We start from the raw sequence: 25,393 nt of genomic DNA on the forward strand, positions 1-25,393 counted from the left end.
TCCGGGTACGAAGCGCCCGGAAGGGGTCCGATCTGGACGACGGCCCAGCCGAAGCACGGCCCGCCGGTCAGGCCGTGGACCCGCCTCGGCGAGCCAGGACGGAGGTGCGGCGTGAGGCCGGACGGCGACGGCGCCGAGCCCGACGACTACGGGCTCCCCCGCGTCGACGTCGTCGTGCCCGACGACGCCCGCGAACTCGAGCACGACGTGGTCGCCTACCGCCGGGAGGAGCGCCGCAGGCGGCGCCGGGAGCGGTTCCGCCGGGTCGGCCGCCCGCTGACCAGGTTCGGCGTCGCCATCCCGATCATCGCGGGCGCGCTGCTGGTCGCGATGCTCAGCGGCGTCCTGATGACCGCGTTCGGGCCGCGGCCCGCGCCGCGTCCGACCGGGGCCCAGCTCGCGCCGCGTCCCTCGGCGAGCCCCGGCAAGATCGGCGGGCTGCTGCCCGCGGGGAACATCGACCTCGTCACGGGCGAGCGCACGCCCAAGCAGGTGCGCGACATGCGCCCGGCGGTCGTGGCGATCCTTCCGCCCACGTACCGGTGCGAGAGCCTGGTGGCCGAACTCGCGATCCGGACGCAGCAGAGCGAGCTCGACTTCTACATGGTCGCCGACCCCCGTCCCGTCGGCGGCACGAAGGGCATGTCGGTGAAGGAACTGAGGGCGTGCGCCGGGACCACCCACAGCGGCCCGCCGCAGGTCGTCGACGACCCGGCGGGGCTGCTGGCCAGGACGTACACGCCGCCGCCCGGCACACCCGGGTCGAGCGCCACTAGCCTCACCGCGGTGTTCGTGCAGAACGACGGCGTGGTGAACGAGATCGTCCAGGCGCCGCGGCCCGGGCCGTCGCTCACCGGCAAGATCGAGTCGCTGCGGACCGGTTGATCGTCCCCGCGTGTCGGGTACCCCGGGGCGGGGTTCGCGGTCAGGCCTCGCTACGCTTCCCCCTGGCGTCTCCGACGCCGCTTTCGCAACTTCCGTACCGTCTTCTTACCAATACTTCACGAGGAGATCGACGCCGTGATTGGACCCAGCCGTCGAATGGTCGTGCTCGCCGTCGCGGGCGCCGTCGCCATCGCGCCGGTGATCTCCGGCTGCGGCGCCGGTGCCGAACCTCAGTCCGCCGCCCCCACGCAGCTGACCGACGGCGTCAACGTCTCGGTTCCGAAGGACCACGCGAAGCCGACCCAGATCGCCCTGCGCAACATGTTCCTGCTGGCCTCGAAGCCGGGCCAGCCGATCGCCGTCGGGTCGTCGCTGCCGCTCTACGGCGTGATGATCAACCAGGTGAAGGGCAGGCAGGACCGTCTGGTCGCGGTCAGCTCCCCGCTGTTCGGCTCGGTGAGCGTCGACGGCAACGGGCTGGTGCTGCCGCCCGCGGCGCCGGACGGCACGGGCAGCGCGGTCAAGCTGCTGGGCAAGCCGTCCGCCCCGATCGCCACCGCCCCGGCCACGCCTCCGCGCGGGCAGAAGCCGACCGGCACGCCGTCTCAGGCGCCGGCTGGTACGCCTTCGCAAGCACCGTCCGGAACGCCGTCGCAGGAGGCATCAGGTACGCCGTCGCAGGAGCCGACTGGCACGCCGTCTCAGGAGCCCTCGGGGACGCCTTCGCAGGAGCCGACCGGCGCCCCCGCGACCGGTCCCCAGGCCACCGCTCCGAATGGCGACCAGCCTCTCGTGGTGCTGACGGGGCTCCAGCAGGAGTTGCACGCCAGCGCCCGGGTTCCCGTGCGGATGCAGTTCGAGAAGGCCGGGACGGTCGATTTCCTGGTGCCGCTCGTCGCGCAGCAGGGCGAGTACACCAGCTACCCCCTGCCGAACCCCGTGGGCCCGGCGCAGCAGTCGCCGAACCCGGCCGGTGGGACGCAGCCGTCCACGGGCGCTACGCCGTCACAGCCCGGTACGCCGCAGGGGTCCGGTGCGCCTGAGCAGCCTGAGTCGCCCGGGACGCCGAACGGCACGGAGCCTTCCGGCGGCGCCGGGAACTGACGCCTGGTTCATGACACGCGAAAGCGGCCCGTCCACCCGGACGGGCCGTTTCGCGTTCGATCAGGGCTCGAACTTGTAGCCGAGGCCGCGGACGGTGACGATGTACCGCGGCGAGGACGGCACTTCCTCGACCTTGGCGCGAAGGCGCTTGATGTGGACGTCCAGCGTCTTGGTGTCCCCGACGTAGTCGGCGCCCCACACGCGGTCGATCAGCTGCATGCGGGTCAGGACGCGGCCCGCGTTGCGCAGCAGCACCTCCAGCAGCTCGAACTCCTTGAGGGGAAGCTGGACGGCCGCCCCGGCGACGCTGACGACGTGCCGTTCCACGTCCATCCGCACCGGGCCCGCCTCCAGCGTCGCGGGGGCCAGCTCCTCGACCTCGCCCTGACGGCGCAGGACGGCCCGCATCCGGGCGATCAGCTCGCGGGTGGAGAACGGCTTGGTCACGTAGTCGTCGGCGCCGAGCTCCAGCCCGACGACCTTGTCGACCTCGCTGTCCTTGGCGGTCAGCATGATGACGGGGACGCTGGACTTGGCGCGCAGTTCCCGGCACACCTCCGTGCCGGGCAGTCCGGGGAGCATGAGGTCGAGGAGCACGAGGTCGGCACCGTTGCGCTCGAAGATGTCCAGCGCGTCGGGGCCGGTGGCGGCGACCGCCACCTCGAAGCCCTCCTTGCGCAGGTTGTACGACAGTGCGTCGCTGAACGACTCCTCGTCTTCTACGACGAGTACGCGGGTCACGGTGTTGCCTCCCGGGCGATGTTCTCTGTGTTCTTCCCCGCGTCCGCGTCGTTTCCCGCGTCCGCGGCATTTCCTGTGGCCGCGTCTCTTGTGACCGCGTCTTTTGTGACCGCGTCCCTCGGATCGTCGGCGGCGGCGTGCGCGTTCGCGTCGGCGGGACGGGACGGGGCGGCGTCGAGCAGCGGCAGCCGGATCGTGAACGTCGACCCGTGGCCCTCCTTGCTCCACACGGTCACGTCGCCGCCGTGCTTGCTGGTGACGTGTTTGACGATGGCGAGGCCGAGGCCGGTGCCGCCGGTCTGCCGGGACCGGGCCGGGTCGACCCGGTAGAAGCGCTCGAAGATCCGTTCCACCTCTCCGTCGGGGATGCCGATGCCCTGGTCGGTCACGTTGACCTCGACGTGCCGGTCGTCGCTGCGCTTGGTCGCGACGACGACGCGGGTGTTCTCGGGGCTGTAGGCGACGGCGTTGTCTACGAGGTTGCGCAGCGCGGTGACGAGCAGTTCCTGGTCGCCGCGCACGCACAGGCCGTCCTCGCCGCCGGTGGCGAGTTCGATGTCCTTGGCGGACGCCTTGGTCTGGCAGCGTTCGAGCGCCTCGGCGGTCACCTCGTCGAGGGTGACGGGGTGCAGGGCGGGCAGCGGCTCGTCGCCCTGGACGCGCGACAGGGTCATCAGGTCCTGGACGAGGTTGGTCAGCCGCACCGACTCGTACTGCATGCGTCCCGCGAACCGGCGGACGGCGTCGGGGTCGTCGGCGGCGACCTCGACCGTCTCGGCGAGCAGCGACAGCGCGCCGACGGGGGTCTTCAGCTCATGACTGACGTTCGCGACGAAGTCGCGTCGGATCGCCTCCGTTCGGTGCATGTCGGTGAGGTCCTCGGCGAGGACGAGGACGAGCCCGTGTGACCCGAGCGGGGCGACCCGGACGGCGAACCAGCGCCCGTCCGCGCGGCTGCGCGCGCTGGTCGGCCCAACCTGGATCTCGGTCTCCCTGATCTCGCCGTCGCGCCGGACGAGCCGGGCCATCGCGAGCACCTCGTCCACGACGAGCCGGTCGCCGCTGACTATGCCGAACGCCCGGGCGGCCGAGCTGGCGCGCAGCACCCGGTCCTCGGCGTCCACCACGACGGCCGACGACCGCAGGACGCTCAGCACGGACGCGACGCCTGGCGGCAGCCCGCCCACGGGCGTAGCCGGAACCGGCGCCTGCCGGGCACGCTCGCTCACCTGCACCGCCAATCCAGTCGCGAGCCCGATCGCCAGCCCGGCGAGCCCGGTCAGGACCGCGACAATCTCGACCTCCACACCACGGATCGTAAGCGGCCTTCGGCGTGAGTCCACCCGAGAGCCCTGGTCATGGCGATCTCGTTCCCTGAAAGTTCACCTTGTTTCCCGGACGTGTTCACGCCCGCACGGCAGGCTGTGGCGTGGGCGAGTACGCCCCCACACCGCGAACATCGCCCGTTTCACCCCGTTTTGCACCACTCCCTGGGGGCGGTCCACCTCCCCACCCGGTGCCCCTGCACAGAAGGAACCCCGAATTGCGCGACGCCTACCACGAGGAACTCGACTCCCTCTCCGACAGGCTGGTGGAGATGACCCGCCTCGTCCGCTCCGCCATGGCCCGCGCGGTCACGGCGCTGCTGGACGCCGACCTGCGCCTGTCCGAGGAGGTCATCAGCGGCGACGAGCACGTCAACAAGATCGACGCGGACATCGAGGAGACCGTGTTCGACCTGATGGCCCGCCAGCAGCCCGTCGCCGGTGACCTGCGCACCCTCATCACGGCGCTGCGCATGAGCGGGGACCTCGAGCGCATGGGCGACCTCGCCGTCCACATCGCCAAGACCGCGCGCCGCAGGCACCCCGAGTCGGCCGTGCCGCCGGAGTTGCAGGCCACCGTGCTGGAGATGGGGCAGATCGCCGAGCGGATGATCGCCAAGACGGGCAGCGTCATCGCGTCGCAGGACGTCGAGATGGGCCTCGAACTGGACGCCGACGACGACCAGATGGACCGCCTGCACCGGCGCCTCTTCGACGTCATGCTGTCGCCCAAGTGGAAACACGGGGTGGAACCGGCCGTCGACATCTCGCTCGCGGGCCGCTACTTCGAGCGTTTCGCGGACCACGCCGTCCACGTGGCGGAGAACGTCGTTTACCTGGTCACGGGCCAGCGCGCGGAGGAGATCGGCGAGCTGGCCTGATCCAGCCGCCCGCCATGGCCCTCTACGGGTCTGTTCGACGCGCAGACCTGATCCGGCCGCCCGCCGTGGCCCGTTACCGAATCCCTTCGAGGCGCAGACCTGATCCGGCCGCCCGCCGTGGCGTGTTAGGGGATCTGTTCGACGCGCAGGCCGGGGACGTCCTCGTAGATCTTGGGCTCGGCGGTGATCAGCGGCCATCGGCGCCAGCGGGCCGACCAGGCGGCCTGGGCGGCGTCCATGCCGAGGTTCGGGATGGCGGTGACCAGCAGCCCGGTCTGCTGGGCGATCACGTCGTCCAGGTCGTCGACGTGGACGACCTGCATCGCGGGCAGGCGCTCCAGCACCGTGCGGGCGTGGTCGGGGACGATCTGCCAGGCGCGGGCGAGCGCGGTGGCCGGGATGACGATCGTGGCGTGCTGGGCGATCGAGGCGCGCAGCCGGGCGCGGACGTAGATCGTCTTGCCGGTGGCCAGGTCCAGGAGTGCGGTCGCGTCGAAGACGTGACCGGTGATCATGCGACGTCCCGGCGGTTCGGCGCTCCGTTCTCGACGAGCCGGTCCACCATGGCCTGCTCGTCGGGAGTCGGCGGGCCGAACAGGTCGTCGATGGTGGAGGCGTCCCGCAGGAACGCCAGCTTGAGCCGCGCCCCGTCCGCGAGGAACCCCGACACCGAGGCGATCTTCTTCTCCTCGGCGAGCCCCTGGAGGGTGGCGGCGAGCTCGTCCGGGAGCGTGATGTTGATTCTCGCCATGCGCCACACCATACACACTCGGACGGCCTTCAGTGTGTATTCCTGGGACGGATGTTTGAGGTGAAGCATCACGAGCGTCCCGTTTCATCCGGCTTCGTTAGGCAAGACAGGCCGTATCTGGTCCGGAGGAGGTGGCACATGAAGATCGCCGAGAGCTGGTTCCACTGGGACATGCAGGGGATCCAGGAGCAGTTGGGTCACGACCCTCCCGCTCCCGGGTGATGGGACGCTCCGACGGCTGCCCGCCCTGGTCGTCCGACGCCTCGGACCGGAGCCGAACTGTCGAGTAGGCCAGGAAGAAGAGTCCAGCCAGCAGGTAACAGTTGGCGATGGGCGTCAGGAGCGGATGGAACCCGTACTCAAGCGGGTGGCCGTTGTGGGGCGTCCACCACATCGGGGCCAGGACGAACAGAACATAGCCGCAGGCGGCGATGACGCGGCTGCCGTTACGGATGAGCACCGCCAGAGCCGGGACGACCCACACCCAGTGGTGCCCCCAGGAGATGGGAGAGACAAGAAGGCCCGTCACACCCGTCACCGCTGTCGCGGACAGCCAGTCGCCGCGCCTCGCCCACAGGGCCGCGACCGTAATACCCACCGCGCCGATGGTCAGCGGGACGGCGGTGTACCAGTCGCCCACTTCGGCGGTCCCTCTCAAAACACGGGTGAGCATTCCGTACGGCGACTGGTTACTGATGTAGGGGACGCCAACGCGCGACGTGTCGTAGAAGGTGTGCAGCCAGTAGAGTCGGGAGGCGTCCGGCGCGATGGCGTACGCGAGGAGAGTGCAGACGGCGAAGGTTCCGGTGGCCGTGACGGCGTCCCTCGTCCGTCGCGTCACCAGAAGCAGGACGACGAAGATGGCCGGGGTCAGTTTGATCGCGGTCGCGATGCCGATGCCGATTCCGGCGGAACGCCCCTGGGCGACGCGGTGCATGTCGGCGAGCACGAGCGCGAGAAGGAACAGGTTGACCTGTCCCTGGAAGAAGGTGTGCCAGACCGGCGCCAAGACAAGACCACCGGCCACCACCACTTTCAGCGATGCGTGGTGCCCGCTCAGTTTCAGCGTCGTGGCACAGGCCCAAATGAATGCCGCCAGTGACGCGAACTGCCACAGGAGCCGGGCGACGATGAGCGGCAACAAGGCCAAGGGCGTGAACAGCGTGGCCATGAAGGGCGTGTTGGTGTACCAGTGCGCGGCCAACTGCTCCTGGTAGAGGCGTGCCTCGTCTGTTACGGCGTGCCCGCCCAGCCAGTAGATGCGGAAATCCAGCGAGTCATAGGTGGACGAGAAGACCACCAGAACGAGAACTTCGATTGCCAGGGCCACGGCCAGCCAGCGCTTCATGCGGACAACCGTGGCCGTGCCGATGCCCCACGGGCATCGGGCCACCGGACACATTCACCGAAGGCCGCTATGGCCTGGAGGACTACGCCCGCAGGCCAATGTGCCGAAAAGGCGCGGCGGTTACGATCGGCGCATGTCCGCCCTGTCGCCGAACCGAGTGCCCCGTCCCGGGTGGACGGTCGTGGCCTGGTGCGGCGCCGCCCTGTATCCGCCCGCCCTGTACATCACGCTCAACAACGCGAGACAGGGCTTCGTCGACTTGGAAGTCGTCGTGTGCGCGGCGTTGACGGTGCTGGTGGGTTATCTGCTGCTGCGCAATCCGCTGCCCGCTCACGGAATCCTGCTGCTCGCGTGGACCGCCGCGTTCCCCCAGATGTCCATCGCCGGTATCGCCATCCTGCAACTGCTGCTCACCGACCTCAGCGTCGGCTACGTCGCGGCGGTCCGGAGGCGCCGGATCTCGGTGCCGGTGGCCGCCGGGACGGCCGCCGTCCAGTACCTGTCCGTCATCAGTTTCCTGTCGTCGAGCGGTGTCCTGCTTGTGACGGTGCTGCTGGCGGCGGCCGTCTGCTGGATGGCGGGCGACTCGGTGCGGGAGCGGCAGGCGAACGCCGAGCGGATGCGCGAACAGGCCACGGCGCAGGCCGTCGCCGCCGAACGGCTGCGGATCGCGCGCGAACTGCACGACATGGTGGCGCACAGCATCGGCATCATCGCCATCCAGGCGGGCGTCGGCAACCGGGTGATCGACACGCAACCGGCGGAGGCCCGCAACGCGCTGGACGCCATCGAGGCCACCAGCCGCGACGTCCTGTCGGGCCTGCGGCGGATGCTGACCGCGCTGCGCCGGGACGATCCCGGGGCCGCGCCGCTCGGGCCGTCCCCCGGCCTGGACGATCTCGACCGGCTGGCCGAGGCGGCGAAGGACGCGGGCATGCGCGTGGACGTCCGGTGGAAGGGCGAGCGGAGGCCGCTGCCACCCGACGTCGATCTGTCCGCCTACCGGATCGTCCAGGAGGCGGTCACGAACGTGGTCCGGCACGCGGGCACGAGCGAATGCCGGGTGACCGTCGAGTACGGGGACGCGGAACTGTCCGTCGAGGTCGACGATGACGGGAACGGCGGGGTCGTCGGCACCGGGTACGGCATCGTCGGCATGCGCGAACGGGTCGGGCTGCTGCGCGGCGAGTTCACGGCCGGGCCCCGTCCGGGCGGCGGGTTCCGGGTGGCGGCGCGGATCCCCGCCCCGGCGACCGCGGCGGCGGCGTGAGCGTCCGCGTCGTCCTGGCGGACGACCAGCCGCTGATCAGGGCGGGCCTGCGGGTACTGGTCGCCGACACGTCCGACCTGGAGATCGTCGGGGACGCGGGGACGGGCGCCGAGGCGGTCGACCTCGTCGGCGAGGTCCGCCCGGACGTCGTCGTCATGGACATCCGCATGCCCGACATGGACGGCATCGAGGCGACCCGGCGAATAACCGAGGCCGGTACCGCCCGCGTGCTGATGCTGACGACGTTCGACGACGACGAGTACGTGTACGGGTCGCTGCGGGCGGGTGCCAGCGGGTTCCTCCTCAAGGACATGGCGCTGGAGGAGATCCTCTCGGCCATCCGCGTGGTGGCCGGAGGGGACGCGCTGATCGCGCCGAGCGTGACGAAACGGCTGATCGAGGAGTTCGCCGCCGGTCCCGGCCCCGGCCCGCGAACCAAGGCCGCGCAGCCGCGTCCAGCCCACGGTGTCACCGAGCGCGAGCGGGAGGTGCTGACGCTGGTCGGCCGGGGCATGTCGAACCAGGAGATCGCCGGGGAGCTGTTCATCAGCGTCGCGACCGCCAAGGCGCACGTGGCGCGGCTCCTCGCCAAGCTGGACGCCAGGGACCGCGTGCAGCTCGTGATCATCGCCTACGAGCTGGGCCTGGTCACGCCGTCTACCGGCGGTAGTACTACCTGACGTGGTCAGTGTCGGAGGCGTCGGATAGCCTGGCTGGCGTGAAGGGTCTGGGAGAGCTTGAACGCACGGTCATGGAGGTCCTGTGGGCACGGGAGGACGCCGGTCAGATCGCGGCGACCGCCCGGGACGTGAGCCGTGCGCTGGCCGGTGACCGCGACCTCGCGCACACCACGGTCATGACCGTGCTCGACCGGCTCGCCAAGAAGGGCTTCCTCGAACGCGAACGCGACGGCCGCGCCTGGCGCTACCGGCCGGTGGCCAGCCGCGAGGGCTACGTCACCGAGCTGATGCTGGGCGCCCTGAACGAGACGGGCGACCGTGACGCGGCGCTCGCCCACTTCGTCCGGTCCGTGTCGAAGAACGAGATCGGCGTGATCCGGCAGGCCCTCGCCGACCTCATGACGACCGATCGCGCGAAGACCGGCCGTACGGCGGCCGAGCTCACGACCAAGGAACCTCCGGCATGACCGGCGCCGCCCTGCTCGCATTGATCTCACTGGGGACCGTCGGCGGGGCGCACCTGCTCTCCAAGGCCCGGTGGACGTGGCGCACCCCGCGCCTCGGCATCGCGCTCTGGCAGGCCCTCGGGCTGTGCTGGGGCGTCGCCACGATCGGCGCGCTCCTCGGGCTCGCGCTGCGCCCCTACGACCGGGGCGTCCTGCACGGGCTGCCCGGCCTGTACGACGACCAGGCCGCCCGGCTGAACGCGGTGCAGGCGGCCGCGCTGCTCGCCGCTGTCAGCCTCACCTGCGTGCTGCTGGTCATGCTGATGTACGCGGTCGTCCAGGTCTTCCGGGCGCGGCGGCGGCACCGCGCGCTGCTCGCGCTGGTGTCGCGCAGCGACTCGGCCGTCCCCGGCACGCTCGTCCTCGACCATCCGGCCGCCGCCGCGTACTGCGTGCCGGGCGTCCGCTCGTCGAAGGTCGTCGTCAGCGCCGGAACGATGGAGCTGCTCGACCGCGCCGAGCTGGCCGCCGTGCTCGCGCACGAACGCGCGCACGCGCGGGAACGGCACGACCTCGTGCTGCTCCCGTTCGCGTCGCTGCGGCAGGTGTTTCCGCAGTTCGGGCTGGTCCGGCGCTGTCTGGACGCGGTCGAGCTGCTGATCGAGATGGCCGCCGACGATCGGGCCAGGCACGGCCGTCCGCCGCGCGAGCTGGCGACGGCGCTGCTGCGGTTCGCGGCCGCCCGTCCCGCCGCCGCGCCGTCCGGCACGCTCGGCGTCGCCTCCCACGGGACGGTGATGGCCCGGGTGAACCGGCTCATGGAACCGCAACCGATGCCGCGCGGCACCCGGTTCGCCGCCGCCGTCGCCATCCCCGTCATCGCGGGCCTGCCGCTGCTGCTCCTCCTCATGCCGCACTGACCTCATGCCGCACTGACCTCATGCCGCACTGACCTCATGCCGCACTGACCTCATGCCGCACTGACCTCATGCCGCACTGACCTCATGCCGCACTGACCTCATGCCGCACTGACCTCATGCCTTGACCGTCGTCGCGGCGGGCTCCGTGGCGGCGTCGGTCGACGCGGGCCGTGGCCGCCGCAGCACGAGCAGTGCGACGGCGAGCGCGCCGACCAGCAACCCGGTGGAGACACCGAACGCGAGCCGGTAGCCGCCGGTGAGCGCGGCGGCGGCGTCCTGCCCGTCCGCCCGCAGATCCGCCGTGCGCGACGCGGCGAGCGTGGTCAGCACCGCGACGCCGAGCGCCATCCCGACCTGCTGGACGGTGGTGAACAGCCCGGACGCGACGCCCGCGTCGTCCGGCCGCGCACTGGACATGCCGAGCCCGGTCAGCGACGGCAGCACCAGCCCGCCCCCGGCGATCAGCACGAACGCGGGCAGCAGATCGGTGACGTACTCGGCGTGCACCGGGACGGACGTGAGCCACGCCATGGCGATCACCAGCAGCCCGAGCCCGGCGATCAGCACGAACCGTTCGCCGAACCGGTTCGCCAGTCGTGCGGACACCAGCAGCGACGTCACGCCGATCGCGACGGCCGCCGGAAGCATCGCCAGGCCCGTGCCGAGCGCGCCGTAGCCGAGGACCTCCTGCATGTAGAGGGCGACGAGCACCTGGAACGCGAACATCGCCGACAGCGTCAGCAACTGGACCAGGTAGGCGCCCGACACGTTGCGGGATCGCAGGATCCGCAGCGGCATCAGCGGCGTCGCGGCGCGGGCCTGCCGGACGACGAACCCGGCGAGGAGCACGACGGACACCGCGCCCAGGCCGAGGGTGTGCGCGGAGATCCACCCGTACCGCTCGACCTTGACGATCGTGTAGACGCCGAGGGTGAGCCCCGACGTGACGAGCAGCGCCCCGGCGAGGTCGGCGCCCGAGGCGAGGCCGAGGCCGCGGTCACGCGGCAGCGCCGGGAGGGCCAGCAGGATCGCGGCGAGCCCGATCGGCAGGTTGATGAAGAAGATCCAGTGCCAGCTCAGCGCGTCGGTGAGCACCCCGCCGAGCACCTGCCCGAGGGACGCCCCGGCGGCGCCGGTGAAGCTGAAGACGCCGATCGCGACGCCGCGTTCGCGGGTGTCGGTGAACAGCGTGACGAGGATGCCGAGGACGACGGCGGACGCGAGCGCGCTCCCCACTCCCTGGAGGAACCGGGCGGCGATCAGCAGTCCGGAGGTCGTGGCGGCGCCCGCGAGCATGGACGCGGCCGTGAACACGGCGGTGCCGGTGAGGAAGAGGCGGCGCCTGCCGACGAGGTCGCCGAGCCGTCCGGCGAGGAGCAGCAGGCCGCCGAGCGGGATCAGGTAGGCGTTCATCGTCCAGCTGAGCCCGGCGGGCGAGAAGCCGAGGTCGTCCCGGATGGCGGGCATCGCCACGGTGACGATGGAGCCGTCCAGGATCGTCATGAGCATCGCGGTGGACAGGACGACAAGCGCCGTCCAGCGGGATCGGAGCACTGCGGGCACGGTCATAAGAGCGACCGTAGCAGATAGTTCTGTTACAGACGATCCTTGTCGGACCTACTTTGTGCGCTCACGGGCCCGCCGCACCGGCTGCGTCCCCTCCTCCGGGGTGGCCAGATGCCCGCCGACCAGGGCGTTCAACGCGCGCAGCAGCACCTCGCGGTCGTCGGCCGGAAGGGAGCCGAGGGCCGCCTCGTGCACGCCGTCCGCGATCTCCTGGCTGCGCGCGGCGACCTCGGCGCCCTTGTCGGTGACCGCGATGATCCGTGCCCGGCGGTCCTTCGACGACGGACGGCGTTCGGCGAGACCCGCCTTCTCCAGGGCGTCGACGGTGACGACCATCGTCGTCTTGTCCATGTCGCCGATCTCGGCGAGCTGGATCTGGGTGCGTTCCTGTTCCAGTGCGTGGACGAGGACGCAGTGCATGCGCGGCGTCAGCCCGATCTCGGCGAGCGCCGCCGTCATCCGGCTGCGCAGCACCAGGCTCGTGTGGTCGAGCAGGAACGACAGGTCGGGGCTCGTGCGGGCGGGGGCCATCGACGTCATACGGCCAGCCTACCCAATGGTTTCGTTCTGGATAATCTGCGAGCAGCCGCATCTCGTGGGCTATCCTGGGCGCGTGCGTCGCACCGCGTGTCAGGGCTGGTGGCCGTCCTAGGACGGCCGAGACCCACGCACGCCATCGGGCCGTCCAACCGGACGGCCCTTTCTCTTCTCGGTGACCGGGCGGTCCGGCGGGACGGCCGAACGGCCGAACACCCGAACCGACTGAGGAGAGACCATGGAAACCGCCGCCGTCGCCGAAGACCGCAGCCGTGAGCTTGAGGAACGCATCGCCGTCGAGCCCGATGCGTTCCGGATCCTGACCGGGGACCGTCCCACCGGACCGTTGCACCTCGGGCACTACTTCGGCACCCTCGCCAACCGGGTGCGGCTCCAGCGCGCGGGCGTCGAGCTGTTCGTGCTGGTCGCCGACTACCAGGTGCTCACCGACCGGGACGTCGCCGATCATCTGCGCGAGCATGTGGAGGGGCTGGTCGCCGACTATCTGGCCGCCGGGATCGACCCGTCCACGGCGACGATCTTCCGGCACAGCGCCGTCCCGGCGTTGAACCAGCTCATGCTGCCGTTCCTGTCGCTGGTCTCGATCGCCGAGCTGAACCGCAACCCGACCGTGAAGGACGAGATCGCGGCGGCGCGGCAGACGTCGGTCAGCGGGCTGATGTTCACGTATCCGGTTCATCAGGCCGCCGACATCCTGTTCTGCAAGGCGAACCTCGTCCCGGTCGGCCGGGACCAGCTCCCCCACCAGGAGATCACCCGCACGATCGCGCGCCGCTTCAACGAGCGCTACGCGCCGGTCTTCCCGGTGCCGGATGCGTTGCTGTCCGCCGCGCCGGGCCTCCTCGGGACGGACGGCCGCAAGATGAGCAAGAGCCGGGGCAACGCCATCGCGCTGTCGGCCGGACCGGACGAGACCGCGCGGCTGATCAGGCGCGCGGTGACCGACGACGACCGGCACATCACCTACGCGCCCGACACGCGACCCGAGGTGTCGAACCTGGTGCTGATCGCCGCGCTGTGCCAGGGCCGCGACCCGCACGATGTCGCCGCCGAGATCGGTGACGGCGGCGCCGCCGCGCTCAAGAAGGTCGTGACCGACTCCGTCAACGACTTCCTCCGCCCGATCCGCGCCCGCCGCGCCGAACTCGCCGCCGACCGGACGTATCTGGGCGGCGTCCTGGCCGAGGGCAACGAACGGGCCAACACCGTCGCCGACCGCACCCTGGAGGAGGTGCGGGCGGCCATGGCTTCCTAGCGCGAGATGGCGTCCTAGCGCGGGGATGGCGGTCCTAGCGCGGAGCCAGGCCGTTGAGGACGGCGGCGACCAGGTCGTCCACGACGTCCACCGAGGCCTCGCGGGCGATGCCCCGGCCCTGGAACAGCACCGACAGCACCGACTCGTGGCAGGCGCCGACGATCAGGGACGTGGCCGCGTCGACGCGGGCGTCGCGGGCGAGGCGGCCGAGGTCGCGCTCGGCCCGCAGGTAGGCGGTCAGCCGCCGGTTCCAGTCGTCGGCGCCGCCGCTCAGCTCGGCGAACCGGGCGAGGACGTCCGGCTGGGCGATCAGCGCCGCCAGCGCGGGCAGCAGCGCGTTGTGCATGGTCAGCCCGTGCCCGACGTAGACGCGCAGGTTCTCCTCGACGGTCGCCGTGCCGGGCTCGGGCAGCGGGCCGAGCCCGGCGCCGATCGACTCGGCGCGGGCCCGCAGCGCGTGCGCCAGCAACTCCTCCTTGTCGGCGAAATGGTTGTACAGGACGCCGTCGGCGACCCCGGCCTCGCGGGCGATGGCCCGCACGGTCAGCGCCGCCGACGCCCGCTCGGCGATCATCCGCGCGGCGGTGTCGATCAGGTGCTGGCGCAGCGTGCCGTCTCCGGTGCCCAGCGCGGCGGCTCGTCGGGGTGACATCGGTTCGTCCGTCTCCGTCTCAACGCCGCGCGGAGACCAGCCAGTTCGAGCCGCGCAGCCGGACGGCGCCGTCCCGCTCGAACGGCCGCATGGCCCGGGTCAGTGTGTCCACGATCTCGTCGCTCCCGCCGTAGTTGTAGCGGATCGGCCCCCAGTCGGCGACGAACCGCGCGGCGTCGGGCGCGTCCCGTCCCCAGATCTGCTCGACCTCCACCCCGGCGCAGGACACGTCCGCGAACCCGGCTCCTTCCAGCACCTCGCGGACGCGCGCGGGATCGGACAGCGACAGCGGCCCCTGTTCGTGCGTCCCGATCGCGGGTTCGTCGCGCGGCGGGAGCGTGGCGAGGACCGTCCCGAGGTCGGTCGCGCCGAGCGGCGCCATCGGCAGGAACGCGAGGCGCCCGCCCTCGCGCAGCGCACGCCGGATGTTCGCGAACGCGGCCACGGGGTCGGCGAAGAACATGACCCCGAACCGGCTGATCGCCGCGTCGAACGAGCCGTCCGCGAACGGGTACACCTGCGCGTCGCCCTGCTCGAACGTCACGTTCGGGATGTCCTCCTGTGCGGCGAGGTCCCGGGCGCGGGCCAGCATCGGCCCGGACAGGTCCACGCCGGTCACGGTCCCGAGTCGGGCCCGGCGCGCCGCGAGCCGGGTGACCCGCCCGTTCCCGCAGCCGATGTCGAGGACACGGTCGCGCGGCCCGATCGCGGCGGCGTCCAGCAGACTCTCGTTGTATCCGTTGTTCACGGCGTCGTACCGGTCGTGATGATCCGCCCAGTGCTGGCCCTCGTATCCGTTCCACGCCTCGGACTGATGCACGTTGACGATCTGCGCCATCTTCTCGCCTCCATTATGAACACTCATTCATGAACGCTTGTTCATAATGCGTCGAGAGTCGGACGACGGTCAAGAGGGAACAAAGATAGAACGGAATTGTTCGTTCCCTTATGATGAAGGCATGGAGACCACCGCACGGGTGCCGATGAGTGGGCGCAAGGCCCAGGCCGCGCGTAACGACGAGCTGATCCGGGAGGCGGCGCGGGCGGTGTTCACCGCCGATCCGGGCGCGCCGATCTCGGCGGTCGCCGAGCACGCCGGGGTGGGGATCAGCGCGCTGTACCGCCGCTACAAGAGCAAGGAGGACCTGCTCCAGAAGCTCGCCGACGACGGGATGGACCGCTACCTCGCCGAGGTGGAGACCTCGCTCGCCGACGACGGCGACGCCTGGGAGTCGTTCGCCGGGTTCATGCGCCGCTGCCTGGACATCGGCGCCGGGTCCCTCACGATGCGGCTCGCGGGCGGATTCGAGGTCACCGAGGAGATGAGCCGCAAGGGGCGGGAGCTGCACCTCGCGACGGAGCGACTGCTGGCCCGCACCAAGGAGGCGGGCGCGCTGCGTCCCGAGATCGAGGTCGGCGACATCTCGGTGATGCTGGAGTACCTGCACTCCATCCGGATCGGCGACGACGAGCGCATGAACCGCTTGCAGCACCGGTACCTGGCCCTCATGCTCGACGCCCTTCGCCTGACCGACGCGCCTGACCTCCCCGGCCCCGCCCCCACCTGGCCTGAGCTGCGGGGACGCTATGACGGCTGATCCCCCCGCGTTGGGGCGGCGGGAGCTGAATCGGGCGTTGCTGGCGCGGCAGATGCTCTTGGAGCGGCGCGAGATGCCCGCGCTGGACGCGATCGAACATCTCGTCGGCATGCAGGCGCAGGCGCCGAACCCTCCGTACATCGGGCTGTGGACCCGTCTCGCGGACTTCGACTTCGACGAGGTCGGCGCGCTGATGACGTCCCGCCGCGCGCTCCGGATCGTGCTGATGCGCGGGACGCTGCACCTGGTCAGCGCCCGGGACGCCCGCGCGCTGCGTCCGCTCACCCAGCCGCTCCTGGACAACTACGTGAAGACCAGGGCGGCCGAACTGGACGGCATCGACGTCGACGCGGTCGCCGCCGAGGCGCGGCGGTTGTTGGAGGACGAGCCGCGCACCGACAAGGAGCTGCGTGCGCTGCTGGCCGAACGGTGGCCGGACGACGACCCGGCGCTGCTCGGCTGGGCCGCCCGATGCCGCCTGCCGCTGGTGCAGGTCCCGCCGCGCGGCATCTGGGGCGCCTCGGGCATGGCCCGGCACACGACGCTCGACGCCTGGCTGGACGGAGACGCGGCGTCGGGACTGTCCGTCGATGAGCTGGTGCTTCGTTACCTGGCGGCGTTCGGTCCGGCGAGCGTCCAGGACGTCCAGCAGTGGTCGGGGCTGACCCGGCTGGGCGAGGTGGTCGAGCGGCTCTCCCCCGGGCTGCTCGCGTTCCGGGACGAGAACGGCCGGGCCCTGTACGACGTGCCGGAGGCGCCGCGTCCCGGCCCGGACGCGCCCGCGCCGGTCAGGTTCGTCCCGGACTTCGACAACCTGCTGCTCTCGCATGCCGATCGGACCCGGATCGTCACCGACGAGTACCGCAAGCGGATCTTCACGGTCAACGGCATCATCCGGGCCACGTTCCTCGTGGACGGGTTCGTCCACGGGATGTGGAAGATCGAGAAGAGGCGCGGAGAGGCCACGCTGCGCGTTGATCCGTTCAGCCCCGTCCCGGCGCGGGAGCGTTCCGCGCTGGAGGAGGAGGGCATGCGCCTGCTCGCCGCCGCACATCCGGACGCGAAGACGCACCGGGTCGAGTTCGCTTCCGACTAGGGCGTGGCCAGCCCCCAGCCCCCCCGACTAGGGCGTGGCTAGCCCTCGCCGCGGGCGCAGGGGGCTTCCTTGTCCGGGTCGAGGGAGGTCAGGAGGGAGTGGAGCGTCGCGCGGAACTCCAGCATCTGCTCGCGGCTGAGCGGGTCGAACAGGTGCCGCCGCACCTCGGCGACATGGCCGGGCGCGGCCTCGGCGAGGACGGCGAAGCCCTCGTCGGTGAGTTCGGCGACGGTGGTCCGGCGGTCCGTGCCCGCCTTGCTGCGGCGCACCCAGCCCGCCTCCTCCAGCCGGTTGACGGCGTGCGACAGGCGGCTCGGGGACGAGTAGACGATCTCGGCCAGCTCCGACATGGTGCGGGCGCGGCCGGGTGACTCCGACAGCATCGCCAAGATCATGTAGTAGGTGTGCGGCAGGCCGGAGTCGCGCTGGAGCTGGCGGTCGAGGGCCTCGGTGAGCAGGCGCGACGTCCACAGGAAGGCGCGCCAGGTCTCCTGTTCGTCGGCGTCGAGCCATCGCGTGTCCGTCATGCCGTCCACTGTACCCAAAAGATTGAACCCTCAAGACTTGAAGGTTCAACTATAATAGGGAGAGATAGAGTTCAAATGTGAACTAAAGGGGGGCGACATGAACCGGATGCCCGTTCTGTACCTCAGCCATGGGGCTCCGCCGCTGGCCGACGATCCCGTGTGGACCGACGAGCTGGCCCGCTGGGCGGCGGAGCTGCCGCGGCCGACCGCGATCCTGATCGTCTCGGCGCACTGGGAGGAGGCGCCGCTGACCATCAGCGCGACCCGCCGCACACCGCTGGTGTACGACTTCTGGGGGTTCCCCGACCGGTTCTACCGCGTCAGGTACGACTCCCCCGGCGCGCCCGAACTGGCCGATGACGTGCGCAAACTCGTCCCGGGCGTCCGGACTGACGAGACCCGTGGCCTGGACCACGGCGCCTACGTGCCGCTCGTGGAGATGTATCCGGACGCCGACATCCCCGTACTTCAACTGTCCATGCCGACGCTGGACCCCGCGCGGCTCTTCGAGGTGGGGCGGAGCCTCGCGCCGCTGCGCGACCAGGGCGTCCTCATCATCGGGAGCGGTTTCACCACGCACAACCTTCGCGAACTGGGGCCGGACGCCGGTTCGGCGCCGCCCGCCTGGTCGGCGGAGTTCGACGAGTGGACGGACCGCGCCGTGCTCGGCGGCGACGTCGACGCCCTGCTCGACTTCCGCGCCAAGGCCCCGGCGGCCCGGATCGCCCACCCTCGGACGGAGCATTTCGCGCCGCTGTTCATGGCGCTCGGCGCGGACGCGGAAGGCCAAACCGGCGATCCGGCGGGACGGCGGTCCGTCATCGACGGCTACTGGTTCGGGCTCGCGAAACGCTCGTTCCAGTTCGGTTGACGGCTTGTCACGTTCCGTCAGGGAGCATGCGGCGGCCCCGGATCAGCGGGCCCTGGTGCCGTTCACCCGCGCGGCGGGCGTGCCGGAGGCGGCGTTCATCTGGGAGAACCCGGTGCGCCAGGACGCGACCTGCGGCTTCCAGCCGAGGCTGAGCGCCGTGGCGTTCGACACGGGACGGCCCGTCGCGGCGGCGTGCTTCCCGGCGTTGCCCGGGGTCGGCGCGCCGATGGCCGCACTGTAGACCGGCAGCCAGTCGGCCGTGGTCGCGGGCTCGTCGTCGACGACGTTGACGGCTCCCGCGGGCCAGTCGAGCGCCGCGAGGGCGGCCGACGCCGCGTCGTCGGCGTGCACGAACGACGTCCACGCCGGGGTCAGGCGCAGGGTGCCCGCGCGTGCCCGCTCGGCGATCGCGCCGTCCGGCGCGTACCACGTCCCGGGCCCGTACAGCGCGCCGTACCGCAGGACCACGCCGCGCGGCATCTCGCCGACCGCGCTCTCCAGCGCCGCGACGCCCTCGTAGGGCTGGGGCTTGGGGTCGAGCGCGTCCGTCTCGACGGCGGGAGTGTCGCCGGGGACGTACAGCCAGGCGATGCTCTGCGCGATCATCGTCTCGACGCCCACGGCCAGCGCGGCGTCGACCAGGTTGCGGGTGCCCTCGATCCGCAGATGCGAGTTGGCCGTGAAGTTCTCGGCGCTCAGGTCGGTGAGCTGGTGGATCACCGCGTCCGGGCGTTCGGCCGCCAGGGCCTCGCGCACGGCGTCGGCGTCGAGCGCGTCCAGCACGACCGGCGCGGCACCGAGGTCGCGAAGCAGGTCGGCGCGGTCGGTTCGGCGTGTCGTCCCTGCGACCTCGTGGCCCGCCTGGACGAGCAGCGGGATCAGCCGGCGACCGACGACTCCGGTCGCTCCGGCGAGGAGAATCTTCAAGGGGGTACCTCCACGACTTGCACGCCTTCGTGGTCGTCTCGACGGCAGGATGGGCAGTCACTCTTTGAAAGGTCACGCCCGGCCCGCCGCATGGACGCCCCCACGGCTTCGGCCGGACGAAATCGGACAAGGGGCACCCGCCCCCGTCGCCTCGTCCGTCCGAGCCTACCGCCGAGTGGCGAGTGAGCGCGTTTCGCGCCCCGAGCGAGGGAGAATTCTTCTCTTCTGACGGGATTCGGCCACAGCGGAGGAACGACCGACATGAAGATCACTCTCGTCCGGGGCGACATCACCGAACAGGACGTCGACGCGGTCGTGAACGCGGCCAACTCCTCGCTCCTCGGCGGCGGTGGCGTGGACGGCGCGATCCACCGCAAAGGCGGTCCGGATATTCTGGACGGCTGCCGCAAACTGCGCGCGGCCCAGTACGGCGGCGGTCTCCCGGTCGGGCAGGCCGTCGCGACGACGGCGGGGCGGCTGCCCGCGGAATGGGTGATCCACACGGTCGGTCCCGTGTACTCGGAAGCCGACGACCGGTCCGACCAGCTCGCGTCCTGCTACCGGGAGTCGCTGCGCGTCGCCGACGAGCTGGGCGTCGAGTCGATCGCGTTCCCCGCCGTGTCCGCGGGCATCTACGGCTGGCCGATCGACGATGCCGCCCGCATCGCGGTCGGCACCGTCCGCAGCACGCCGACCAAGGTCGGCGACGCCCGTTTCATCCTGTTCGACCCGGACGCCTACGCCGCCTTCGAACGCGCCGTCGGCATGCCCTGACCTGCACTGATCGGAGTCCGGCCAGGTCCGGTCGATCGTCCTCGCGGGACTGGTCAGTCGTCCTCGCGGGGCGGGTCAGTCGTCCTCGCGGGGCGGGGGGACGATGAGGGTCGGCCGCCGGACATGGTGCAGGACGCGCGTCGAGACGCTGCCGAGGATCAGCGAGCGGGCCCCGGCGAGGCCGCGTGAACCGGTGACGACGAGCGAGGCGTCCAGCTCGTCGGCGACGTCGACGATGGCGGCCCAGATCGGTCCGACGCCGCGTTCGGCGCGGGTCGTCACGTCCTTCATCCCGTTCGCGGCGGCGAGTTCGGCGCCCTGCCGCGCGAGTTGCTCGGCCTGCTTCTCCTCCTCCCATTTGTCGCCGGGTTGGGGCTCGGTGGCGATCGGCGTCGCCGCCGTCAGCGGCGCGAAGGTGATCTGGGTCAGCAGCGGTTCCCACACCGTCATGATCACGGTCGGTTCTGGGGTGACATGTCGGGCCGTGTACTCGATCGCGGTCCGTGCGTCGTCCGACCCGTCATAAGCGATCAACACTGTCATAACGGAGACATATCCGAATTCGAGCTGATCGAACTGTGGCGGGGAGTGTGTCCGGACACATCCGGACGAGGCATCCGTCACAAGACGGAACAATTACTCGGTGCCCCCCATTCAGAAGCCGCGGGGGGAGGTGACCCGCGGCACCACCGCCCCCAACCGGCTGCGCCGTGTGGACCGCTGGATCGCCGCCACACAGGCCGCCGCGCTGCGCTCGGGTCCGCGCCCGCTGGCCGTCGACCTCGGCTACGGCGCGTCCCCCGTCACGACACTGGAGCTGCATGCCCGGCTGCGCGCCGTCTCGCCGCGCCTGGAGGTCGTCGGCATCGAGATCGAGCCGGGGCGGGTCGCGGCGGGCCGGGACCTGCTCGCCCGGACGGGTCCCGTCGAGGGCCTGTCGTTCCGGCGCGGCGGCTTCGAGCTTCCGGTCCCGAGGCCGCCCGTCCTGGTCAGGGCGTTCAACGTGCTGCGGCAGTACGGCGAGCCGGACGCCTGGCGCGCGTGGGACGAACTGACCGCGCGCCTCGCCCCGTCCGGCGTGCTCGTCGAGGGGACATGCGACGAGATCGGCCGCCGCGCCGTCTGGGTGACCCTCACGCCGGACGGCCCTCGGACGATCACGTTCGCGGCCCATCTACCCACGCTTGAGCGGCCGTCCGCGCTGGCCGAACGGCTGCCGAAGACGTTGATCCACCGGAACGTGCCGGGCGAACCCGTCCATGCCCTGCTGTCCGCGTTCGACCGCTGCTGGGCGACCGCCGCGCCGCACTCCGCGTTCGGGCCGCGCGCCCGCTGGATCGAGGCGGTGAGGCTCCTCGCGCGGACGCACCCCGTCCTGACCCACCCTCCCTACGGGGGCAGGAACCGGTGGCGCCTAGGTGAGATCACACTTCCCTGGACGTCCGTAGCCCCTTGGTGACAGTGCTCGCTACTGGCGGTGCTCGCTACTGGCGGTGGAGTTTGTGCGGCGCGGCCTGGACGCGCGGCTGGACGTCGATGCGGTCGATGTTCACATGCGAGGGACGGGTCACGGCCCAGGCCACGCAGTCGGCGACATCGCTGGCGACCAGCGGTTCGGGCACGCCCTCGTACGGCTTGGCGGCCCTCTCCTCGTCTCCGTGGAACCGGACCAGCGAGAACTCGTCCGTCCTCACCATCCCCGGCGCGATCTCCGTGACGCGGACGGGCTCGGCGACCAGTTCGAGGCGCAGCACCTCGTTCACCGCGTAGGCGGCGTACTTGGCGGCGTTGTAGCCGCCGCCTCCCTCGTAGGCGACGTGCCCGGCCAGCGAGGTGATGTTGACGACATGGCCGTCGCCGCTCTCGATCAGCTTGGGCAGCAGCGCCTTCGTGACGCGCACCAGCCCGAGGACGTTGCTGGCGTACATGGCCTGCCACTCGTCCAGGTCGGCGTGCGCGACGGTGTCGAGACCGAGGGCGCCGCCCGCGTTGTTGACGAGCACGTGGCAGCCGCCGACGGCCGCCGCGAGCGCGTCCACCGACTCCTGCGACGTCACGTCCAGGGTGACGGACGCGATCTTCCCGGCGCCCGGCACGCCGTCGACGATCTCCTTGACGAGGGCGTCCAGCCGGTCCCGGCGCCGCGCGGCGAGCACGACGTTGAAGCCCTCCGCCGCCAGGCGCGCGGCCGTCGCCGCCCCGATCCCACTGCTCGCTCCGGTCACTACCGCGGTCTTGCGCATGGGGACCAGCCTTCCAGGTGCCCGCGTCCCGCCCCAACCCCGGTGCCGGGGACCCCCGACCAGATCGGCCACTATGGCGAGATGTCACGATTGGTCCCAGGATCAGGGGAACAGCCAACGCGATCGGCGTTGTTGCGCTACCGGAGGTGGTGTCCGGTGTCGCGTCGTATCAGCCGCGTTGCGACGGTCAGTGCTCATACTTCCCCTTTGGATCAACCCGGGACCGGCGATGCGGGCGGCATGAACGTCTACATCGTCGAGGTTGCCAAACGTCTCGCCGCCCGGGGCGTCGAGGTCGACATCTTCACCCGCGCCACCAGCCGCGAGATGCCGCCCGTGGTCGAGCTGGCGCCGGGCGTCCTCGTCCGCAACGTCATCGCCGGGCCGTTCGAGGAGCTCGACAAGGACGAACTCCCCCGCCATCTGTGCGGCCTCACCTCTGGCGTGCTGCGCGCCGAGGCGGCCCACGACCCCGGCCACTATGACCTGCTCCATACGCACTACTGGCTGTCCGGCCAGGCTGGTTGGACGGCGAAGAGGCGGTGGGGCGTCCCGCTCGTCCACTCCATGCACACCATGGCGAAGGTCAAGAACGCCGCCCTCGCGAACGGGGACAAACCCGAACCAGCCGAACGGGTCCTGGGCGAGGAACAAATCGTCGCGTCTGCGGACCGGCTCGTCGCCAACACCGGCAAGGAGGCCCGCGAACTCATCGACCTGTACGGCGCCGATCCCGCCCGCGTCACGACCGTCAGCCCCGGCGTGGACCTGTCGATGTTCCGCCCCGAGTCGCCGCTGCTCGCCCGCGGTCTGCTTCCGCACCGTACCGGCCCGGCCCGACGCCGCCTGCGCCTGCCCCGCGACGCGTACGTGCTTCTGTTCGTCGGCCGCATCCAGCCTCTGAAAGCGCCCGACGTCCTGCTCCGGGCCGTCGCGCGAATGCTCGTGCACGACCCGTCTCTACGTAGCCAGCTCGTTGTCGCCATCGTCGGCGGGCCCAGCGGTTCGGGACGCTGCCGTCCGGAGGGCCTCCAGAACCTCGCCGCCGAACTCGGCATCTCCGACGTGATGCGCTTCGAACCCCCGGCCCCGCAGGCCGAACTCGCCGACTGGTACCGGGCCGCCGACGTGACCGTCGTCCCGTCCTACAGCGAGTCGTTCGGGCTCGTCGCCGTCGAGTCCCAGGCGTGTGGGACGCCGGTCGTCGCGTCCCGTGTCGGCGGCCTGTGCACGGCCGTCGCGGACGGCGAGTCCGGCGTGCTGATTTCCGGCCACGACCCAACCGACTACGCCGCCGTCCTGCATCGCGTGCATGCGGAACAGGGTCTGCACGCCCGTCTCGCCCGGGGCGCCGTACGCCACGCGCACCGTTTCGGCTGGGACGCCACGGTGGACAACCTGCTCGACGTGTATTCCGGCGCCGTGTATACCGGTGCCGTGTTGCCCGACGAGAACGCCGTCCCAGCGGAGGTCACCGCATGAGCGAAGCTCCCCAGGGCGAAGCAACAGGGCCGACCGACCCCGTCGCGACCATCAGAACAGCCCTGCTGGCCGCCGAGTTGGAGTTCGACGAGCCGCGCGAGAACGCTTTCTTCGTCAAACTCCCTGGGCAGCACAAGCTCGCGACCATGACCTGGCTGATCGTCGGTGAGCACAGCCTGCACGTAGAGGCGTTCTTCTGCCGCCGTCCCGACGAGAACCACGCCGACTTCTACCGTTTCCTTCTGGAGAAGAACGGGCGCATGTATGGGGTCGCGTTCGCCTTGGACGACGTAGGCGACGTCCACCTCGTCGGCAGGGTTCCCCTTGCCTCGGTGTCCCCGGACGAGATCGACCGGCTGCTCGGCTGCGTCCTCACCTACTCGGACGAGAATTTCGACAAGGCTCTGGAACGCGGGTTCAAGTCGTCCATCCAGCGCGAATGGGACTGGCGGGTCAAGCGCGGCGAGAGCCTCGCCAACCTCCGGGCCTTCGCGTCGTTCGCGGACCCGGCCAACCGCGAGTGACGCCCGTCATGCCGCTAGGCTCTGGTGCCATGGCGACCCTGGTACTGCTGCGGCATGGCGAAAGCGTCTGGAACGCGGAGGGGCTGTTCACCGGCTGGGTGGACGTCGACCTGTCCGCGAAGGGCGAGGGTGAGGCGACCAAGGGCGGCGACCTGCTGCTGGACGCCGACATCACCCCCGACGTGGTGCACACGTCCTTGCTGAAGCGCGCCATCCGCACCGCCAACATCGCCCTGGACGTAGCCGACCTGCTCTGGATCCCGGTCAAGCGCTCCTGGCGCCTGAACGAACGCCACTACGGCGCGCTCCAGGGCAAGAACAAGGCGCAGACGCGCGAGGAGTTCGGCGAGAAGCAGTTCATGGTGTGGCGTCGCTCCTACGACACCCCACCGCCCCCCATCAAGGACAACGACCCCCTCTCCCAGGTCAACGACCTGCGGTACGCCGAACTGCCGTCCGAGCTGATTCCGCGCACGGAATGCCTGGCCGACGTCGTCGACCGCCTTCTCCCCTACTGGTACGACGCGATCGTCCCCGACCTCGCGGTGGGCAAGACCGTCCTGGTCGCCGCGCACGGCAACTCCCTCCGCGCGCTGGTCAAGCACCTGGACGACGTCTCCGACGAACAGATCGTCGGCCTCAACATCCCGACCGGCATCCCCCTCGTCTACGAACTCGACGACGACTTCGCCCCCCTCAAGCGCGGCGGCGAGTACCTCGACCCGGCCGCCGCCAAGGCCGCGATCGAGGCCGTCCGGAACCAGGGCGCCACCAAGCCCCCGCCCCTCCCCAAGCCCCCCGAGAAGAAGTCCCGCAAGAAGTAGTCCCGGCATTACCGATCATGGCGGTCCCCGCCCACTACGTCGATAAGACGTACCCGTGGAGGGAACCCCATGAATGCCGCTTCGGTGATCAGCCTCTTGACGGCGGCGCTGGGACTGATCAGCGCCTTATTGCCCATCGCAGCCC

At 70.9% G+C, this 25,393-nt stretch carries 29 protein-coding genes; 16 read left to right on the forward strand and 13 right to left on the reverse strand.

Features of this window, described 5'->3' with window-relative positions; all coding sequences use genetic code 11:
* Positions 1-111 precede the first annotated feature (111 nt).
* Both ABD808_RS19765 and ABD808_RS19770 read left to right on the forward strand, forming a co-directional pair.
* On the forward strand, positions 112-885 hold the full coding sequence (locus tag ABD808_RS19765; protein ID WP_344898741.1) for a hypothetical protein: 774 nt from the start codon (positions 112-114) through the stop codon (positions 883-885).
* 135 nt (positions 886-1,020) lie between these two features.
* Positions 1,021-1,989, forward strand: a complete 969-nt coding sequence (locus ABD808_RS19770) for a hypothetical protein (RefSeq protein ID WP_344898743.1) — start codon at positions 1,021-1,023, stop codon at positions 1,987-1,989.
* 60 nt (positions 1,990-2,049) lie between these two features.
* On the opposite strand, the gene ABD808_RS19775 is transcribed toward ABD808_RS19770, so the two are convergent.
* Both ABD808_RS19775 and ABD808_RS19780 read right to left on the reverse strand, forming a co-directional pair.
* On the reverse strand, positions 2,050-2,730 hold the full coding sequence (locus ABD808_RS19775; protein ID WP_344898745.1) for a response regulator: 681 nt from the start codon (positions 2,728-2,730) through the stop codon (positions 2,050-2,052).
* The gene (locus tag ABD808_RS19780; protein ID WP_344898747.1) at positions 2,727-4,037 is read right to left on the reverse strand and encodes a sensor histidine kinase; all 1,311 of its coding nucleotides are present in this window, start codon (positions 4,035-4,037) and stop codon (positions 2,727-2,729) included. Before ABD808_RS19780 ends, ABD808_RS19775 begins: the two co-directional genes overlap by 4 nt.
* Positions 4,038-4,273: 236 nt before the next feature.
* Between ABD808_RS19780 and phoU the strand changes: the two genes are divergently transcribed.
* Complete coding sequence (gene phoU, locus ABD808_RS19785; protein WP_344898749.1) at positions 4,274-4,936, forward strand: phosphate signaling complex protein PhoU; 663 nt, start codon at positions 4,274-4,276, stop codon at positions 4,934-4,936.
* Between the two features lie 125 nt (positions 4,937-5,061).
* Here phoU and ABD808_RS19790 read toward each other — a convergent pair whose 3' ends face one another.
* The 3 genes from ABD808_RS19790 to ABD808_RS19800 form a co-directional block, all read right to left on the reverse strand.
* Positions 5,062-5,451, reverse strand: coding sequence for a hypothetical protein (locus tag ABD808_RS19790; protein ID WP_344898751.1), 390 nt, complete (start codon positions 5,449-5,451; stop codon positions 5,062-5,064).
* On the reverse strand, positions 5,448-5,687 hold the full coding sequence (locus ABD808_RS19795) for a ribbon-helix-helix domain-containing protein (RefSeq protein ID WP_344898753.1): 240 nt from the start codon (positions 5,685-5,687) through the stop codon (positions 5,448-5,450). Before ABD808_RS19795 ends, ABD808_RS19790 begins: the two co-directional genes overlap by 4 nt.
* 97 nt (positions 5,688-5,784) lie before the next feature.
* A complete protein-coding gene (locus ABD808_RS19800; RefSeq protein WP_344898755.1) occupies positions 5,785-7,035 on the reverse strand; it encodes a glycosyltransferase 87 family protein in 1,251 nt (416 codons plus the stop codon).
* A 133-nt stretch (positions 7,036-7,168) separates the two neighbouring features.
* Between ABD808_RS19800 and ABD808_RS19805 the strand changes: the two genes are divergently transcribed.
* The 4 genes from ABD808_RS19805 to ABD808_RS19820 are packed head-to-tail and all read left to right on the forward strand — an operon-like array spanning position 7,169 to position 10,351.
* Positions 7,169-8,305, forward strand: a complete 1,137-nt coding sequence (locus ABD808_RS19805) for a sensor histidine kinase (protein ID WP_344898757.1) — start codon at positions 7,169-7,171, stop codon at positions 8,303-8,305.
* Entirely contained in the window at positions 8,302-8,985 is a 684-nt protein-coding gene (locus tag ABD808_RS19810; protein WP_344898759.1) for a response regulator, read from the forward strand. The genes ABD808_RS19805 and ABD808_RS19810 overlap by 4 nt, the downstream gene beginning before the upstream one ends.
* A 38-nt stretch (positions 8,986-9,023) precedes the next feature.
* A complete protein-coding gene (locus tag ABD808_RS19815) occupies positions 9,024-9,452 on the forward strand; it encodes a BlaI/MecI/CopY family transcriptional regulator (protein WP_344898761.1) in 429 nt (142 codons plus the stop codon).
* A complete protein-coding gene (locus ABD808_RS19820; RefSeq protein WP_344898763.1) occupies positions 9,449-10,351 on the forward strand; it encodes a M56 family metallopeptidase in 903 nt (300 codons plus the stop codon). Before ABD808_RS19815 ends, ABD808_RS19820 begins: the two co-directional genes overlap by 4 nt.
* A 114-nt stretch (positions 10,352-10,465) precedes the next feature.
* Here the strand turns inward: ABD808_RS19820 and ABD808_RS19825 are convergent, their stop codons facing one another.
* Positions 10,466-11,920, reverse strand: a complete 1,455-nt coding sequence (locus ABD808_RS19825; RefSeq protein ID WP_344898765.1) for a DHA2 family efflux MFS transporter permease subunit — start codon at positions 11,918-11,920, stop codon at positions 10,466-10,468.
* A 48-nt stretch (positions 11,921-11,968) separates the two neighbouring features.
* Positions 11,969-12,457 (reverse strand): MarR family winged helix-turn-helix transcriptional regulator, encoded by a 489-nt coding sequence (locus ABD808_RS19830; RefSeq protein WP_344898767.1) that lies wholly within the window; start codon positions 12,455-12,457, stop codon positions 11,969-11,971.
* Between the two features lie 235 nt (positions 12,458-12,692).
* On the opposite strand from ABD808_RS19830, the gene trpS reads away from it, so the two are divergent.
* Positions 12,693-13,730 carry a tryptophan--tRNA ligase gene (gene trpS / locus ABD808_RS19835; protein WP_344898769.1) on the forward strand — a complete coding sequence of 346 codons (1,038 nt, stop codon included), beginning with the start codon at positions 12,693-12,695 and terminating at the stop codon, positions 13,728-13,730.
* 34 nt (positions 13,731-13,764) lie between these two features.
* Here the strand turns inward: trpS and ABD808_RS19840 are convergent, their stop codons facing one another.
* On the reverse strand, positions 13,765-14,382 hold the full coding sequence (locus ABD808_RS19840; RefSeq protein ID WP_344898771.1) for a TetR/AcrR family transcriptional regulator: 618 nt from the start codon (positions 14,380-14,382) through the stop codon (positions 13,765-13,767).
* A gap of 19 nt (positions 14,383-14,401) precedes the next feature.
* Positions 14,402-15,220, reverse strand: a complete 819-nt coding sequence (locus tag ABD808_RS19845) for a class I SAM-dependent methyltransferase (RefSeq protein ID WP_344898773.1) — start codon at positions 15,218-15,220, stop codon at positions 14,402-14,404.
* A gap of 121 nt (positions 15,221-15,341) precedes the next feature.
* On the opposite strand from ABD808_RS19845, the gene ABD808_RS19850 reads away from it, so the two are divergent.
* Together ABD808_RS19850 and ABD808_RS19855 are read left to right on the forward strand one after the other, a co-directional pair.
* Positions 15,342-15,980 carry a TetR/AcrR family transcriptional regulator gene (locus ABD808_RS19850; protein ID WP_344898775.1) on the forward strand — a complete coding sequence of 213 codons (639 nt, stop codon included), beginning with the start codon at positions 15,342-15,344 and terminating at the stop codon, positions 15,978-15,980.
* Positions 15,970-17,076, forward strand: coding sequence for a winged helix DNA-binding domain-containing protein (locus ABD808_RS19855; RefSeq protein ID WP_344898777.1), 1,107 nt, complete (start codon positions 15,970-15,972; stop codon positions 17,074-17,076). Before ABD808_RS19850 ends, ABD808_RS19855 begins: the two co-directional genes overlap by 11 nt.
* Before the next feature lie 38 nt (positions 17,077-17,114).
* Here ABD808_RS19855 and ABD808_RS19860 read toward each other — a convergent pair whose 3' ends face one another.
* Positions 17,115-17,603, reverse strand: coding sequence for a MarR family winged helix-turn-helix transcriptional regulator (locus ABD808_RS19860; RefSeq protein ID WP_344898779.1), 489 nt, complete (start codon positions 17,601-17,603; stop codon positions 17,115-17,117).
* 97 nt (positions 17,604-17,700) lie between these two features.
* Between ABD808_RS19860 and ABD808_RS19865 the strand changes: the two genes are divergently transcribed.
* The gene (locus ABD808_RS19865; RefSeq protein WP_344898781.1) at positions 17,701-18,474 is read left to right on the forward strand and encodes a dioxygenase family protein; all 774 of its coding nucleotides are present in this window, start codon (positions 17,701-17,703) and stop codon (positions 18,472-18,474) included.
* A gap of 42 nt (positions 18,475-18,516) precedes the next feature.
* Here ABD808_RS19865 and ABD808_RS19870 read toward each other — a convergent pair whose 3' ends face one another.
* Positions 18,517-19,401 carry an NAD-dependent epimerase/dehydratase family protein gene (locus ABD808_RS19870; protein ID WP_344898783.1) on the reverse strand — a complete coding sequence of 295 codons (885 nt, stop codon included), beginning with the start codon at positions 19,399-19,401 and terminating at the stop codon, positions 18,517-18,519.
* Positions 19,402-19,662: 261 nt separating this feature from the next.
* On the opposite strand from ABD808_RS19870, the gene ABD808_RS19875 reads away from it, so the two are divergent.
* On the forward strand, positions 19,663-20,175 hold the full coding sequence (locus ABD808_RS19875) for an O-acetyl-ADP-ribose deacetylase (RefSeq protein ID WP_344898785.1): 513 nt from the start codon (positions 19,663-19,665) through the stop codon (positions 20,173-20,175).
* Between the two features lie 75 nt (positions 20,176-20,250).
* Here the strand turns inward: ABD808_RS19875 and ABD808_RS19880 are convergent, their stop codons facing one another.
* Positions 20,251-20,718 carry a universal stress protein gene (locus ABD808_RS19880; protein WP_344898787.1) on the reverse strand — a complete coding sequence of 156 codons (468 nt, stop codon included), beginning with the start codon at positions 20,716-20,718 and terminating at the stop codon, positions 20,251-20,253.
* A 100-nt stretch (positions 20,719-20,818) separates the two neighbouring features.
* Between ABD808_RS19880 and ABD808_RS19885 the strand changes: the two genes are divergently transcribed.
* Positions 20,819-21,634, forward strand: coding sequence for a class I SAM-dependent methyltransferase (locus ABD808_RS19885; RefSeq protein ID WP_344898789.1), 816 nt, complete (start codon positions 20,819-20,821; stop codon positions 21,632-21,634).
* A 25-nt stretch (positions 21,635-21,659) separates the two neighbouring features.
* Here the strand turns inward: ABD808_RS19885 and ABD808_RS19890 are convergent, their stop codons facing one another.
* Entirely contained in the window at positions 21,660-22,418 is a 759-nt protein-coding gene (locus ABD808_RS19890) for an SDR family NAD(P)-dependent oxidoreductase (RefSeq protein WP_344898791.1), read from the reverse strand.
* Positions 22,419-22,574: 156 nt separating this feature from the next.
* On the opposite strand from ABD808_RS19890, the gene mshA reads away from it, so the two are divergent.
* The 3 genes from mshA to ABD808_RS19905 are packed head-to-tail and all read left to right on the forward strand — an operon-like array spanning position 22,575 to position 25,248.
* Positions 22,575-23,900, forward strand: a complete 1,326-nt coding sequence (gene mshA / locus ABD808_RS19895) for a D-inositol-3-phosphate glycosyltransferase (RefSeq protein ID WP_344898793.1) — start codon at positions 22,575-22,577, stop codon at positions 23,898-23,900.
* Complete coding sequence (locus tag ABD808_RS19900) at positions 23,897-24,424, forward strand: type III secretion system chaperone family protein (protein ID WP_344898795.1); 528 nt, start codon at positions 23,897-23,899, stop codon at positions 24,422-24,424. Before mshA ends, ABD808_RS19900 begins: the two co-directional genes overlap by 4 nt.
* 29 nt (positions 24,425-24,453) lie before the next feature.
* Entirely contained in the window at positions 24,454-25,248 is a 795-nt protein-coding gene (locus ABD808_RS19905) for a phosphoglyceromutase (protein WP_344898797.1), read from the forward strand.
* The last annotated feature ends 145 nt before the right edge of the window (positions 25,249-25,393 follow it).

The sequence above is a fragment of the Actinomadura meridiana genome, from assembly GCF_039537545.1.
In the GTDB taxonomy this organism is placed as follows: domain Bacteria; phylum Actinomycetota; class Actinomycetes; order Streptosporangiales; family Streptosporangiaceae; genus Spirillospora; species Spirillospora meridiana.